Consider the following 14,367-nt stretch of genomic DNA (forward strand, 5'->3'; position numbering starts at 1 on the left):
CGCAGGGCCAGTCCCTGATCGGCCCACCCGATTTCCCGCCCGGGATAGAGCGCGACATCAAGGTGGACGGCCAGGTGGTGGGCCGCATGCGGCTGATGCCGCTGCGCCAGGCCGGCGGCAGCGACGCCAGCGCCGCCACCTTCCTGCGTGGCCAGCTGCAAACCATATTGCTGCTCTCGTGCGCCCTGATCGGCATGGCCATCCTGGCCGCCATCTGGCTGGCGCGCCACCTGCTGCGGCCCGTGGCGGCCCTGCGCAGCGTGACGGAAAAGCTGGCGCGCGGCGAGTTCGCGGCGCGCGCGCCGCTGCTGTCGCGCGACGAGCTGGCCGAGCTGGCGCTGCACGTGAACGCCATGGCGCAGGCGCTGGAGGAGAACGAGCAGCAGCGCCGCCGCATGCTGGCCGACATCTCGCACGAACTGCGCACGCCGCTGACGGTGATCCGGGGCGAGATCGAAGCCCTGCTCGACGGCATACGCCAGGCCGACGCCAGCGCGCTCGATTCGCTGCACGCCGAAGTGCTGCGGCTGAACAAGCTGGTGGACGACCTGCACCAGCTCACCCTGGCCGACGCGGGCGACCTGCAATACCACTGGCAGCAGCTGGACCTGGCGGCGCTGCTGCGGCCACTGCTGGAACGCTACCGCCTGCGCGCGCAGCAGGCCGGGCTGGCGCTGACGGCCACGCTGCCGGAAGCGCCGTTGCTGCTGACGGGCGACAGCGGCCGCCTGACGCAGGTGTGCGTCAACCTGCTGGAAAACAGCGTGCGCTACACGGACAGCGGCGGCCGCATCGCCGTCACGCTGACGGGCAACGGCCCCTGCGCGGAACTGACGGTGGACGACAGCGCCCCCGGCGTGCCGGCCGGCCTGCTGGCGCGGCTGTTCGAACGCCTGTACCGGGCCGACGACGCGCGCGGGCGCGGCGGCAGCGGCCTGGGGCTGGCGATCTGCAAGGCGATGGTGGAGGCGCACGGCGGCAGCATCGAGGCCTTGCCTTCGCCGCTGGGCGGCGTGAGAATGCAGGTGCGGCTGCCGCTGGCGCGGCCCGTTCAACCCCAGACCAACCGCAAAGCGCATGGATAACAAGGCCCACATCCTGGTCGTGGAAGACGACGTGAAGATCGCCGCGCTGCTGGCCGATTACTTCGTCGCCGCCGGCCTGCGCGTGACGCGCGTGGCGGACGGCCTGGCCGCGGTGGACGCCGTGCGCGCGCAGTCGCCCGACCTGATGGTGCTGGACCTGATGCTGCCCGGCCTGGACGGCATCGGCGTGTGCCGCGCCGTGCGCGCCTTTTCGCAGCTGCCCATCATCATGCTGACGGCGCGGGTGGACGAGATCGACCGCCTGCTGGGGCTGGAGTCGGGCGCTGACGATTACGTGTGCAAGCCGTTCAGCCCGCGCGAAGTGGTGGCCCGGGTGCGCGCCCAGCTGCGCCGCGCCGGCGGCCTGCTGCAGCCGGCGGCCGGCGTGGCCGCGCCCCTGTTCCAGGTCGACCGCGAACGCATGTGCATCGTGCATGGCGGCGCGGCGCTGGCGCTCACGCCGGTGGAGTACCGCCTGCTGGCCGAACTGATCGCCAATCCGGGCCGGGTCTATTCGCGCCAGCAGCTGCTCGACTGCGCGCACGAAGACCAGCGCGACATCAACGACCGCACCGTCGACTCCCACATCAAGAACATCCGCCGCAAGCTGGCGGCCCGCCTGCCCGAAGCGGACTGCCTGCAGTCCGTGTACGGCGTGGGCTACCGCTTCGAACTGCCGCCGCCGTCACCTTAACAGGGGCGCATCTCGACGGCCACGCCCGACAGCACGGCGTTGCCCGACAGCGGATCGCGCAGCTGCTCGTCCAGCAGCGCGTTCAGGTTGGCGCCAGGCCGCTCGGCCGCCACGCCCAGCTGCGTGCCGGGCAGGTCGTGGCCCCAGCCGTGCGGCAGGCTGACCACACCCGGCATCATCTCTTCGCTCAGTTCCACCTGCGCCTGCACCATGCGCGCGCCGTTGCGGATCCGGGCCTGGCCGCCGTCGGCGAGGCCCAGCCGGGCCGCGTCGGCCGGGTGCACCAGCACCGTGCAGCGATACGGCCCCTTGGCCAGCACGGGCAGGTTGTGCATCCAGCTGTTGTTGGAGCGCAGCTGGCGGCGGCCGATGATGACCAGTTCCGGCGCATCGTCCGGCGCGGCCAGCGCCGCTGCCACCCGCGCCAGGTCGGCCAGCAGCGGTGCCGGCGCCAGCTCGATCTTGCCCGAGGGCGTGCGCAGCACTTCCGGGATGCGCGGCTGCATGGGCCCCAGGTCGATGCCCGACGGCGCGGCCTGCACCTTGGCCAGGGTCAGGCCGTCCGGCTGCGCGCCGAACTGGTCGCCGTACGGGCCGCTGCGCAAGGCCAGGTCCAGCATGCGCTCCGCGCCGCGCCGGGGCGCCAGCGCCGCCATGATGTGGGGCGTGGCCGGACCGGCCGATTTCTGCAGCTCCTCTTCCAGCAGCGCCGCGTCGAGCGCGTCGAGGTCGGCGTGGCGCCCCATGCCGCGGGCGATGGCGGCCAGGCGCAGCAGGCTTTCCCATTCGTCCGGCTGGCCGCCGGCGCGGGCCAGCACGGGCGGGCTGTAGCGCGCGTGGTTGCGGTGCGACAGCTGGCCGAAGCTGACGTCGTAGTGGGCGTCCTCCAGCGGCGACACACCGGGCAGGATCACGTCCGCATGGCGCGACGTTTCGTTGAGGTAGATGTCCATGCTGACCATGAAGTCCAGCCCGTCGAGCGCCGCCGCCAGCCGCGCGCCGTTGGGCGCCGACAGCACGGGATTGCCGGCGATGGCGATCAGGGCCCGCACCTGGCCGGGGCCGGGCGTGTCGATTTCCTCGGCCAGGCAGGTCACGGGCAATTCGCCCATCACTTCCGGCGCGCCGGCCACGCGGCTGCGGTAGCGGCCCATGACCACGCCGCGCCCCGCGCCCGGCTTGCCGCGCGTGTTGGCGGCGAAGGCGGCCGCCTTGGGGAACATGGCGCCGCCTTCGGCGTCCAGGTGGCCGGTCAGCACGTTGATGGCGTCGATCAGCCACGAAGCGAGCGTGCCGTATTGCTGGGTGCAGGTGCCGATGCGGCCGTAGATGGCGCCGCGCCGCGCGCCGGCCAGCTCGCGCGCCAGCGTGCGCATGACGTCGGCCGGCACGCCGCAGCGCGCCGCCAGCCGTTCCGGCGCATACGGTTGCACGGCCGCCCGCAGCGCGTCGAGGCCGGCCACGTGCGGCGCCAGCCGGCCCAGGCGCACCAGGTCTTCGTCGAACAGGGTGTGGGCCAGGCCAAGCAGCAGGAACACGTCGCCGCCGGGGCGGATGAAGTGGTGGGCGTCGGCCGCCTGCGCCGTCTCGCTGCGGCGCGGATCGATGACGACGATCTTGCCGCCGCGCGCGCGCAGCGCCTTGGCCTTGCCGCGGTAGTCGGGCACGGTCCACATGCTGCCGTTCGATACCATGGGATTGGCGCCCAGTACCAGCAGGTAGTCGCAGCGCTCGATGTCGGGCACCGGCACGCTCATCCAGTTGCCGAACATGAGGCCGACCGACAGCATCTTGGGCACCTGGTCCACGCTGGAGGCGGAATACATGTTGCGCGTGCCGAGGGCGCGCGCCAGGCGGGGGACGTACAGCATCAAACTCATTTTGTGCGCCACCGGATTGCCCAGCACCGTGGCCACGGCGTCGGCGCCATGGGCGGCGATGATGGGCGGCAGGCGCCGTTCGATTTCGGCCCAGGCCTCGTCCCAGCTGACGGCCACGAAGCGGCCGTCGCGCTTGACGAGCGGGGTGCGCAGCCGGTCGCCGTCCTCGTGCAGGTCCTTCAGGCTGACGGCCTTGGGACAGAGGAAGCCGGCGCTGAACACGTCGGCCTGGTCGCCGCGGATGCGGGCGACCCGTTGGCCATCGAGTTCGATCGCAAGGCCGCAACTGGCCTCGCACAGGGGGCAGATGCGGTGGACGACGGCGTGGTGCTCGGTCATGGCGTGGCCTGGTCTGGAAGTGAACGCTCGTGCTATTGTCGGGATTCGGGTGGCTGCTGTCAATCAGTCATTGAATTGTGCGCGCGGACGTGCGGCAACGGCTGGTGTATGCTGTGGCCCATCATTGTGTAACCTTTTTTTAGACAGGAGAAAACCATGGCAACGATGGCGAAACAACTGGTGGCGCTGCTGGCGCTGGGCGTGGTACTGGCGGGCTGCCAGAAGAAGGAAGAACCGGGACCGGCCGAGCAGATGGGCCGCAAGCTCGATCAGGCGACCCAGCAGGCGCAGGAAGCGGCCAAGGATACGGGCGAGAAGATCAACAAGGCCGCCAGCCAGGCCGGCGAGGAGCTGAACAAGGCGACCGAGGTGGCCGGCAAGAAGATCGAGGAGGCGGGCGAGAAGATCCAGGAAAAGGCCCGTGAGGCGCGCGACAAGGACGCCAAGTAAGGACCTTGCCGGGTCCGGGCGCATGGCGCTCCGGGCCCGCCCACTGCGGCGGCGCTGGCGCAGGCCGCACCGGCCAGCCCACGGCCGCCCCGCCGGCAGCCCCGCCGGCATGACGCGCCGCGCCGTCCGCGCGTCGCTAGCAGCCGTTCTTGGCCTGCTTGAGGTGCACCACGTTGCTCGCTTCCGATCCGGCCGGCGGCGGGCCGTCCACGGCCGGGCCCAGCACCACGCTCAGGTCGACGAAGCCGGCGCGCCAGGCCCGCTCCAGGTCCTGTTCGATCGCTTCCATCGACGTCTCGCTGAAATTGGCGAAGCCGCGCACGCCGTAGGCGCGGTTGCGGCCGTGGGCCTTGGCCAGGTAGAGCGCCATGTCCACCAGGTTGACGGCGCGTTCCCATGACAGCGCCCGCTCGTCCGGGAACAGCGGGAATGGCGCAAAGCCGACCGACACGTTGACCTGGATGTGGTGCTCCTGGTACGCCACGGTCTGCGCCGAGATGCTCTCGAGGATGCGGCGCGCCACTTCCTCCACGCCGTGGCGCGGAATGGCCGGCAGGAAGGCCAGGAACTCCTCGCCGCCCCAGCGCACGATCATGTCCGTCTCGCGCAGCGCGATGCGCAGGTGTTCGGCGATCATCTTGAGCACGGCGTCGCCGGCCGCGTGGCCATAGGTGTCGTTGACGTGCTTGAAGTGGTCCACGTCCATCAGGAACAGGGCGCCCACGATGTCGTCGCCATGGCTGCTGCGCACGGGCGCCTCGCGCCGTTCCGGTGGCGCGTGGCCCCGCATGTAGTCCTGGAAGTGGCGCCGGTTGTAGAGCGAGGTGAGGGGATCGAGCGCGCTTTGCGCCTTCAGTTCCAGGTTCTTCACCTCCAGCTGGGCATTGGCATGGCGCACCTTGCGGTACAACAGGCCGACCACCATCGAGGCCAGCGCGAACACGAGGGCCAGCAGCCACCACACGCGCTGCTGCAGGCGGCGGTTGTCGATCTCGGTGCCCTTGACCTGGTTCTCGCGGCTCAGCAGCTCGATCTGGCGCTGCTTTTTCTCCGTCTCGTATTTCTCCTGCAGTTCCAGCACGGTTTGCTGGCGCTGCTTTTCAAACAGTTCGTTGGAGAGGGCGCGCTCGCGGTGGTAGGCTGCCACGGCGCCGCGCAGGTCGCCGGCCCGTTCCAGCGCCTGGCCGTATTCCATCAACAGGGCCTGCATGTCGGGCTTGCTGTTGGCCTTTTCGTAGAACGCCAGGCCGGCCTCGAAGCTCTTCTTGCCGTCGGCGATGCGGCCCATGCCCATATAGGCCTCGCCGATGTTGACGCGGGCCGTGGCCTCGATCGGCGCCGAACCGGCTTCCTGCGCGGCCTGCAGCGATTCGCTGCCATAACGCAGGGCGCGCGCATAGTCGTGCAGCTTGAGGTAGTTGTCCGACAGGTTCACCAGCGAATTGGCGATCATGCTGCGGGCGCCCAGCTGGCGCTCCAGGGCCAGGCCGTCCTGCAGTGCGCGCAGGGCGCGCTCGGGCTGGTGGGCGTCGATCGCCAGGCCGTATTCCGTGTTCTTGGCCATGGCCATGCGGCCGGCCGACTTCAGCTCGCGCGTCACGCGCAGCAGTTCGTCGAGCACGGCGAAGCCCTTGTCCGTTTCGCGCATCTGCGTGTAGAGCACGGCCAGTGAATTGAGCGCGGAGGCCAGCGGCAGCTGGTCGCTGATCTGGCGCGCCAGGTCGACGGCGGCCTGCATCCGGACCAGCGCGGTGGGAAAATCGCCCTGTTCGGCGTAGGCCTGGCCGGCCGTGATGATGGCCTGCACCCGCAGCGGCAGGTCGTTGCTGCGCAAGGCCGTCGCTTCTGCTTCGAAGGCCAGCTGGTGGGCCAGCTTGACGTCGGCCTGGGCGAACTTCACATAGGCTTTCGACAGCAGGCCGTTGGCCAGGATGGCATTGTTGTGCAGGCTCTTGCCGTAGGCGATGACGGCGTCGGCCTGGGCCACGGCGGCGTCGTTCTGGCCCAGCCGCATATGGGCCAGGCTGATCTGGGACAGGATTTCGGCGCGGGTGGCCGGCGGCGCGCTGTCGGCTTCTGTCTGCAGCTTGAGCAGCTGGGCCAGTGCCTTGTCGGGCACGAAGCGGCTCTGCTCGCGGATCTCGGCGATGCGGGCGTCCAGCGGCGCCTGGGCACAGGCCAGCGCAGGCGCCAGCAGGGCAGTCGCAAGCAGCAGGCGCCGGGCGCCGCTTACCGAAATCTCGATCCATCCAGCCAACGCGTCACCTCCCGCCTGCCATGCGCCATCGGTGCGCAATGTGTCTAGACAATTATATTCTTGTTGCAGTCCAGAAAGTTCAAGCCGCGCCGCATTTTTGTGCGAATCCGCACATTTTGCATGGCCGTTTTGCTAAGGAAGTTGGTGTTTTGGTACAGCTTTAGTGTATTTTGAGGCAATCTTAAACGAAGATAAATGGTTTGATTCAGATCAAATGCCGCCTCAGGCCGCCAATTGCTGGAGCAGATACAGGCGCTGGTACAGGCCGCCATCGACTTGCATCAGCTGGTCGTGCGGACCCGATTCGGCGATGCGGCCATGGTTGAGCACGACGATGCGGTCGGCCTCGCGGATGGTCGACAGCCGGTGCGCGATGGCGATGATGGTGACCCGGCCGCGCAATTCGTTGAGGGCCGTCTGCACGATCTGCTCCGTCTGGCTGTCGATGTGGGAAGTGGCCTCGTCCAGCAGCAGGATGCGGGGCTGGCCGGCCAGCGCGCGGGCGATGGCGATCAGCTGCTTCTGGCCCACCGACAGGCGCGAGCCGCCTTCGCCCAGCGCCGTGTCGTAGCCGTGTTCGAGCGCCATGATGAACTCGTGCGCGTGGGCCGCGCGGGCCGCCGTCACGATCTGCTCCTCGCTCAAGTCGCGGCCCATGGCGATGTTCTCGCGCGCCGAGGCGGCCAGCAGGAACGGGTCCTGCGGCACCAGCCCCACTTCGGCCCGGAACTGGGCGTTGGCGATCGCTTCCAGCGGCGCGCCCAGGATGGTGATGGCGCCCTGCTGCACCGGATAGTAGCGCAGCAGCAGCGACAGCAGGGTGGACTTGCCGCTGCCGGTGTGGCCGACGATGCCGATGAAATCGCCCTGGGCGATGTCGAGCGACAGGTCGTGCAGCACGGGCTGGCCCGGCACGTAGGCAAATTCGATATGGCGCAGCGCCACGGCGGGCGCGTTGGCGTCGTGCAGGCGGACGGCGCCGCCCTTGCCGGCGCTACGCTGTGGCGCGTGCTCGGGCGCGCCCGCCTCGTCGAGCAGGGAGGCCACGCGGGCGCTGGCCACCACCGACTGCTGCAGCTGGCTGAATTGCATGGTGATCTGGATCAGCGGCTCGATCACGCGCGCGATGTAGCTGATGAAGGCGTACAGCACGCCCACTTCGGTGGCCGTCATCTGGCGCTGGCCGAAGGCGAAGATGACGGAGCCCAGCAGCACGATGTTGAGCAGGTCCAGCGCCGGCCGCAGCAGCCAGGCGTTGGCCCGCAGTTCGGCCATGCGGGCGTCGTAGTGGCGGCGGTTGGTGGCCAGGAAGCGGGCGCCGAAGCGCGCCTCGGCGTTGCTGGCCTGGAGCACGCTCATGCCGCCGATCGACTCGGCCATCTGGCCGTTGATGTCGCTGCGCAGGGCGCGCGCGCGCGTGACGGCCGGCGCGCTCCAGCGCTGGTACAGCCAGACGATGGCCAGCACGGCCGGCAGCAGGGCCAGCACGATGCTCATCAGGTGCCAGTCCAGCCAGGCCATGGCGCACACGGTGCCGACCAGCACGATGGAGCTGTCGAGCATGACGAACAGCACCTGCACGTACAGCGTCTTGACCGCTTCCGTGTCGTTGGTCACGCGCGACACCAGCTGGCCCGTGATGGCGCGGTCGAAGAAGGCCATGGGCAGGCGCAGCACGTGGCCGTAGACCTGCTCGCGCAAGCGCTGCACGGAACGCATGGCCAGGCCGGACAGGCGCACCAGCTGCAGGTAGCGCAGGCCGCTGGCCACCCAGCCCGTCAGCAGCACGCCGGCCAACAGGGCCGCCATGCGCGGCCAGTCGAGGCGGTGCGGCAGCAGGTGCTGGTCGATCAGGGCCTTGCCCATGATGGGGCCCAGCAATTCCAGCAGGGCCGCCAGCACCAGCCACAGGACGGCCCAGCCCAGGTGGCGCCGGTCCGGATGGGCGGCCTGGCGCAGCAGCGCCACCGCCTGCAAGGTCTGGCGGCGCGCGTCGTGCGGCTGCAGGTCGTGATCAGAGTGCATCGAGGCTGGCCTCCAGTTGTTGGTAGCGCCACTGGCTGGCGTACCAGCCGTCCAGGGCCAGCAGCTGGTCGTGGCTGCCCGTTTCGGTGACGCGGCCGTCGCGCAGCACGACGATCACATCGGCGCTGGCGACGGCGCTCAGGCGGTGGCTGGCGATGATGGCGCTGCGGCCGGGGCGGGCCTGGCGCAGCTGTTCCAGGTGCTGCAGGATGTGCGCTTCCGTGCCCGTGTCCACGGCCGACAGGGCGTCGTCCAGCAGCAGCAAGTCGTTATCGGCCAGCAGGGCGCGGGCGATGGCCACGCGCTGGCGCTGGCCGCCCGACAGCGTGATACCGCGCTCGCCCACCGGGGTCGCGTAACCGTCGGGGAACAGCATGATGTCGTCGTGGATGGCGGCCAGCGTGGCGGCCCGCTCCACGTCGGCGCGGCTGGCGCCGGGGCGGGCCAGCGCGATGTTGTCGGCGATGGTGGCCGAGAACAGGAACGATTCCTGCGGCACCCAGCTGATGGCCGCGCGCAGCGCATGCAGACGGTAGGCGTCGAGTGCGTGGCCGGACCAGCTCACGCTGCCCGTCTGCGGCGTGAGCTGGCGCAGCAGCACCCGCAGCAAGGTCGACTTGCCGCAGCCGGTAGGGCCCACCAGGCCCATGGTCTGGCCCGGCGCCAGCGTCAGCGAAATGTGGGACAGGGCCGGCGTGGCTTGGCCCGGATAGGCGTAGCCCACGTCGTGCAGGGCCAGCGCACCGGGCGCCACGGCCGTCAGCGTGCCGTGGTCGTCGATGGCCAGCGGCGCGTCGAGCAGCGGTTGCAGCCTGGCCCAGGCGGCGCGGCCCCGTTCGATCAGCGACAGCACCCAGCCGGCCGCGAACATGGGCCAGATCAGCTGGCCCAGGTACATGGTGAAGCTGGTCAGGGCGCCTATGGTCAGCTGCTGCTGCCAGACGAGATAGCCGCCCAGGCCCAGGGTGAGGGCGCTGGCCGTGGTCAGGGTCAGGCCCACGGCCGGTTCATAGGCCGCCTCCCACACTTGCGCGCGCAGGCTGGCGCTGGCCGCGTGTTCCGTCAGCGTCGCGAACTGGGTGGCGCTGCGCTGTTCCAGTCCCAGCGCGCGCAGCGTGCGCACGCCGGCCAGCGTCTCCTGCACATGGTCGTTCAGGGCGCTGAAGCAGCGCAGGGCATCGGTCGACGCCTTGTGGATGTGGCTGGAAATACGCCAGAACGCCAGTCCCATCAAGGGAAACGGCAGCAGGGCGACGGCGGCCAGGCGCCAGTCCACGCCCAGCAGCATGATGCCCAGCACCATCACCAGCGTCAGCGAACCGTCGAAGCCGGCCAGCATGGCCTCGCCGGCCGCCATTTCGATCGCATCGATATCGTTGGTGGCCAGTGCCATCAGGTCGCCCGTGCGCTGTTGCTGGTAGAAGGCGGGGCCTTGCTGCGACAGCCGGTCATAGAGCCGGGTGCGCAGCGACACACCGAGCTGGTAGGCGGCCGCGAACAAGGTCTGGCGCCAGCCCACGCGCAGGAAGTAGATCGCGATGCCGATCAGCAGCAGGGTGCCGATTTCCAGCAGCAGCGCGTTGCCCGCGAGGCGGTGGGCGGCCAGGCCATCGATCATGGCGCCGACCCTGCGCGGCACCATCACGCCGAGCGCGGCCACGCCGGCCAGCATGGCGCCGGCGGCCGCATAGGCGCGGAAATGCTGGCGCACGAAGTGGCCGATCAGCCCGAATAAATTCATTTTAAGGTTGTCCTTGCAGGGGCAAGCCGGCGAGCGAAGCTGCCGGCATGTAGTGCGCTAGGATACAACAAGCCCGGCTTGCCCGTGCGCGGAGGACATCCCCGGCAAGCGACCAGAAAAAATGGGAAAAAAATGGGGACGTACCCCATTTTCGGAAATAAAGGGGGAGAAATGGGGACGTACCCCATTTTCGCGTGTGCGGAGGGCGTCCGCGGGCCGCAACGGAAAAAAGGGAAAAATGGGGTACGTCCCCATTTTTCGCGAAAACCGTGTTACGTCCCCATTTTTTTGACGTCCCCTTTTTTTGGGGCGGACGGGCGGGAACGAAAAAAAAAGCGGGCCGCAGCCCGCTTGTTCGTGATGCCCTGCCTGGGACTTATTTCTTGGGCTTGGCGCTGACCTTGGCGGCCGGCGGGGTGGGCGAGGCGACGGCTTTGACCGCTGGCTTGGCTTCCGTGACGGCAGGCGCGGCCTCGGCGGCCACTTCGGCCTTGACCGGTTCCGGTGCTTCGGCCACGACGGCCGGCTTGGCTTGTACTTCCACCGCTGCTACCGGCTCGGCCGGCACTTCCACCTTGGGCGCTTCCACCTTCACTTCCACCTTCGCTTCCGGCTCCACCTTGACCGCCGCCTTGGGCACGGCCACCGGCTGGACCGGGGCGACCAGCGACAGCGCCTGCGGCACGTCCTTGATCTGTTCCTTGGCGCTCTGGATCAGCTCGGCCTGGGCGGACGTGGCAATATTGAACAGCTGGCGGCTGTAGGCCAGCAGGTTGTCCAGGTAGTTCGACTGGCCCGTGCTCACGGTGAAGAATTCACGGGGATCTTTGGCTTCCAGTAACTGCCGGGCGGCCGACGACGACTTTTCCACCGACGCCTTGGTGGTGCTGATGTTGAGGGCGATGACTTTTTCAGCGCTTTCCACGGCCTTGCTGGCCAGGTTGTTGATGATGTTCAACTGCGCTTCAATCTGCGATTTCGTAGCTGCGGAAAACTGTTCGGGGATCGAAAACATGGTTTCTCCTGAGACGATTAAAATGCTGGCCAAGCGCACCGGGCCGGCCATGGCCCTGAATTTATGATGCGCTGCAATAAATGCATTCTAGCGGCGATTGCATGGCTTGGAAAGTTATTTTTTCCTCCATCCATGGGATACAACAGGCGGCCGCCGACCACTAAATTAATGCGCTGCAACAATAATCTTTTCTGGGTGAAACATCATGACGATCAAACTGAACAAGGACGTGGAGCAGCGCCTGCTGGCCTCCATCCAGCGCTACTGCGCGGAAAACATGGACGAGGAGGTGGGCGAGCTGAAAGCGCGGCTGCTGCTCGATTATTGTTTGCGTGAAATCGGCCCCTCTGTCTACAATCAGGCCATCCTGGACGCGCAAAGCGCGCTGCAGGAGCGCATTGCCGACATCGAGACGGTCTGTTACGAGACCGAATTTTCCTACTGGAAGAAGTAAGCTGGCCGGGAGCCGCCCATGGATGTAGTCATACGCAACGCCAGCCTGCCGGACGGCCGGCAGCAGATCGATATCGCCATCGCCGACGGCCGCATCGCCGCCGTGGGCCCCGCCCTGGCGCTCACGGGGCGGCAGGAGATCGACGCCGGCGGCGACCTCGTCACCCCGCCCTTCGTGGACGCCCATTTCCACATGGACGCCACCCTCAGCTACGGTTTGCCGCGCGTGAACGACTCCGGCACCTTGCTGGAAGGCATCGCGCTATGGGGCGAACTGAAACCCCAGCTGACCCAGGACGCCCTCGTGGCCCGCGCCCTGCAGTACTGCGACTGGGCCGTGGCCAAGGGTTTGCTGGCCATCCGCAGCCACGTGGACATCTGCGACGACCGCCTGCTGGCCGTGGAAGCGCTGCTCGACGTCAAGCGCCAGGTGGCGCCCTACCTGGACTTGCAGCTGGTGGCCTTCCCCCAGGATGGCTTGCTGCGCAGCCCCACGGCGCTGGCCAACCTTCAGCGCGCCATCGGCATGGGGGTGGACGTGGTGGGCGGCATTCCCCACTTCGAGCGCACCATGGCCGAGGGCGCCGAATCGGTGCGCATCCTGTGCGAATTTGCCGCCGGCAAGGGCTTGCGGGTGGACATGCACTGCGACGAATCGGACGACCCCCTGTCGCGCCACATCGAAACGCTGGCCTACGAGAGCAACCGGCTGGGCCTGCACGGCCGGGTGACGGGCTCGCACCTGACTTCCATGCATTCGATGGACAACTATTATGTGAGCAAGCTGCTGCCCCTGATCCGCGAGGCAGGCGTGGCGGTCGTGGCCAATCCGCTCATCAACATCACGCTGCAGGGCCGCCACGACAGCTACCCCAAGCGGCGCGGCATGACCCGGGTGCCGGAACTGCTGGCGGCCGGCATCGAGGTCGCGTTCGGCCACGATTGCGTGATGGACCCGTGGTACAGCCTCGGTTCAGGCGATATGCTGGAAGTGGCCCACATGGGCCTGCACGTGGCCCAGATGACGGGCCAGGCCGCCATGCGGGCCTGTTTCGACGCCGTCACGGCCGCGCCGGCCCGCATCCTGGGCTTGCAGGGCTACGGCCTGGAGCCCGGTTGCCACGCCGACCTGGTGCTGCTGGACGCGGCCAGCCCGGTGGAAGCGATCCGGCTGCGCGCGGCCCGGCGCCTGGTGATGCGGCGCGGCAAGGTCATCAGCACCACGCCGCGTGCCGTGGCCACGCTGGCCTTGCCGGGGCGGCCGGAACAGACCAGTTTCCGATTGCGCCCGCGCGCTGGACTTGGCGCGGATAATACATGACAATCGGCTATCAAAAAACCTGCTGGGCAACCTGTTGGAGCTGTCTTGAAAGAAATCGCGATACGTCCCGCCACCCCGGCCGATTTTGACGCCATGTGGGCGGTGCAGGAAGAATTGATCGCCAGTGGCGATACGTTGTATTTCCCCGACGACACCAGCCGCGAGGCTTGCCTGGCCTATTGGTTCGGCCCCGGGGTGGAAAGCCACGTGGCTATCCTGAACGGCGAGCGGCTGCTGGGCATGTACCGCCTGCTGCCGGCCCAGCCGGGGCGGGGCGCCCATGTGGCCAACGCCTTCTTCGTCGTCAGCCCCGCCGCCCAGGGCATAGGCGTGGGCAAGCTGCTGGGCGCCGACTGCCTGCGCCAGGCCCGCCAGGCCGGCTACCTTGCCGTCCAGCTCGATTACGTGATCAGTTCCAACGTGGCCGCCGTGCTGCTGTGGAAGCGGCTGGGCTTCCAGGTGGCCGGCACGCTGGCCGGCGCCTACCGCCATCCGCAGCTGGGCTATGTGGACGTGTATGTGATGTACCAGCTGCTCAACGACCGTGCCCACTGGCCGGAATGAGCGCATGATCGTACTGGAGACGTCCCGCTTGCAACTGCGCACGCTGACCGCGGACGACGCGCCGTTCTACCTGGCGCTGGTCAACGAACCGTCCTGGCTGCAGCACATCGGCGACAAGCACGTCTACACCGTCGAGGCGGCCCGCGCCGCCATCGCGGACGGCCCATGCGACATGCAGCGCCGCCTGGGCCATTCGCTCTACCTGGTCGAGCGCAAGGACGATGGCGCGCCGCTGGGACTATGCGGTCTCATCAAGCGCGACAGCCTGCCCGGCGTCGACATCGGCTATGCCCTGCGGCCGGCCTACTGGGGCCAGGGCTACGCCTACGAGGCCGCCGCCGCCGTGCTGGCCTACGGGCGCGACAGCTTGCGCCTGCCCCGCCTGATGGCCATCACGGGCCCGGACAACGCGGCCTCGAACGGTCTGCTGCGCAAGCTGGGCTTGCAGTTCCAGTACTACGCGGAACTGCCGCCCAACGGTTTGCCCACCAATGTGTACCAGCTTGACTTCAGCGCCCCCGGCTGAGCTTGATTTTTCCGTAT

General features: G+C 68.4%; 12 protein-coding genes. 7 read left to right on the forward strand and 5 right to left on the reverse strand.

All coding sequences use genetic code 11. The features are described 5' to 3' along the window. Both AC3WOS_RS13630 and AC3WOS_RS13635 read left to right on the forward strand, forming a co-directional pair. The coding region (locus AC3WOS_RS13630) for an ATP-binding protein (RefSeq protein ID WP_492716534.1) at nucleotides 1-1,085 on the forward strand (1,085 nt) is incomplete at its 5' end. Beyond that, on the forward strand, nucleotides 1,078-1,779 hold the full coding sequence (locus tag AC3WOS_RS13635) for a response regulator (RefSeq protein WP_492716535.1): 702 nt from the start codon (nucleotides 1,078-1,080) through the stop codon (nucleotides 1,777-1,779). The genes AC3WOS_RS13630 and AC3WOS_RS13635, both read left to right, overlap by 8 nt. On the opposite strand, the gene AC3WOS_RS13640 is transcribed toward AC3WOS_RS13635, so the two are convergent. Continuing rightward, on the reverse strand, nucleotides 1,776-3,998 hold the full coding sequence (locus AC3WOS_RS13640; protein ID WP_492716536.1) for a molybdopterin-dependent oxidoreductase: 2,223 nt from the start codon (nucleotides 3,996-3,998) through the stop codon (nucleotides 1,776-1,778). The two genes, AC3WOS_RS13635 and AC3WOS_RS13640, sit on opposite strands and share 4 nt — an antisense overlap. A gap of 156 nt (nucleotides 3,999-4,154) precedes the next feature. Between AC3WOS_RS13640 and AC3WOS_RS13645 the strand changes: the two genes are divergently transcribed. Beyond that, nucleotides 4,155-4,448, forward strand: a complete 294-nt coding sequence (locus AC3WOS_RS13645) for an apolipophorin (protein ID WP_492716537.1) — start codon at nucleotides 4,155-4,157, stop codon at nucleotides 4,446-4,448. 136 nt (nucleotides 4,449-4,584) lie between these two features. On the opposite strand, the gene AC3WOS_RS13650 is transcribed toward AC3WOS_RS13645, so the two are convergent. The 4 genes from AC3WOS_RS13650 to AC3WOS_RS13665 form a co-directional block, all read right to left on the reverse strand. Further along, the gene (locus AC3WOS_RS13650) at nucleotides 4,585-6,705 is read right to left on the reverse strand and encodes a GGDEF domain-containing protein (RefSeq protein WP_492716538.1); all 2,121 of its coding nucleotides are present in this window, start codon (nucleotides 6,703-6,705) and stop codon (nucleotides 4,585-4,587) included. 222 nt (nucleotides 6,706-6,927) lie between these two features. After that, nucleotides 6,928-8,730, reverse strand: coding sequence for an ABC transporter ATP-binding protein (locus AC3WOS_RS13655; protein WP_492716539.1), 1,803 nt, complete (start codon nucleotides 8,728-8,730; stop codon nucleotides 6,928-6,930). After that, nucleotides 8,720-10,471 carry an ABC transporter ATP-binding protein gene (locus AC3WOS_RS13660; RefSeq protein WP_492716540.1) on the reverse strand — a complete coding sequence of 584 codons (1,752 nt, stop codon included), beginning with the start codon at nucleotides 10,469-10,471 and terminating at the stop codon, nucleotides 8,720-8,722. Before AC3WOS_RS13660 ends, AC3WOS_RS13655 begins: the two co-directional genes overlap by 11 nt. 376 nt (nucleotides 10,472-10,847) lie before the next feature. Next, nucleotides 10,848-11,486, reverse strand: coding sequence for a phasin family protein (locus AC3WOS_RS13665; protein ID WP_492716541.1), 639 nt, complete (start codon nucleotides 11,484-11,486; stop codon nucleotides 10,848-10,850). Nucleotides 11,487-11,691: 205 nt separating this feature from the next. On the opposite strand from AC3WOS_RS13665, the gene AC3WOS_RS13670 reads away from it, so the two are divergent. Genes AC3WOS_RS13670 through AC3WOS_RS13685 form a run of 4 tightly spaced genes read left to right on the forward strand, consistent with a single transcriptional unit; the run spans nucleotide 11,692 to nucleotide 14,350 of the window. After that, nucleotides 11,692-11,940, forward strand: a complete 249-nt coding sequence (locus AC3WOS_RS13670) for a DUF2164 domain-containing protein (RefSeq protein WP_492716542.1) — start codon at nucleotides 11,692-11,694, stop codon at nucleotides 11,938-11,940. Nucleotides 11,941-11,958: 18 nt separating this feature from the next. Further along, nucleotides 11,959-13,260, forward strand: coding sequence for an amidohydrolase family protein (locus tag AC3WOS_RS13675; RefSeq protein ID WP_492716543.1), 1,302 nt, complete (start codon nucleotides 11,959-11,961; stop codon nucleotides 13,258-13,260). 45 nt (nucleotides 13,261-13,305) lie between these two features. Next, a complete protein-coding gene (locus AC3WOS_RS13680; RefSeq protein ID WP_492716544.1) occupies nucleotides 13,306-13,824 on the forward strand; it encodes a GNAT family N-acetyltransferase in 519 nt (172 codons plus the stop codon). A 4-nt stretch (nucleotides 13,825-13,828) separates the two neighbouring features. Then, on the forward strand, nucleotides 13,829-14,350 hold the full coding sequence (locus AC3WOS_RS13685) for a GNAT family N-acetyltransferase (RefSeq protein WP_492716545.1): 522 nt from the start codon (nucleotides 13,829-13,831) through the stop codon (nucleotides 14,348-14,350). The last annotated feature ends 17 nt before the right edge of the window (nucleotides 14,351-14,367 follow it).

The sequence above is a fragment of the Rugamonas sp. FW305-51 genome (assembly GCF_058786935.1).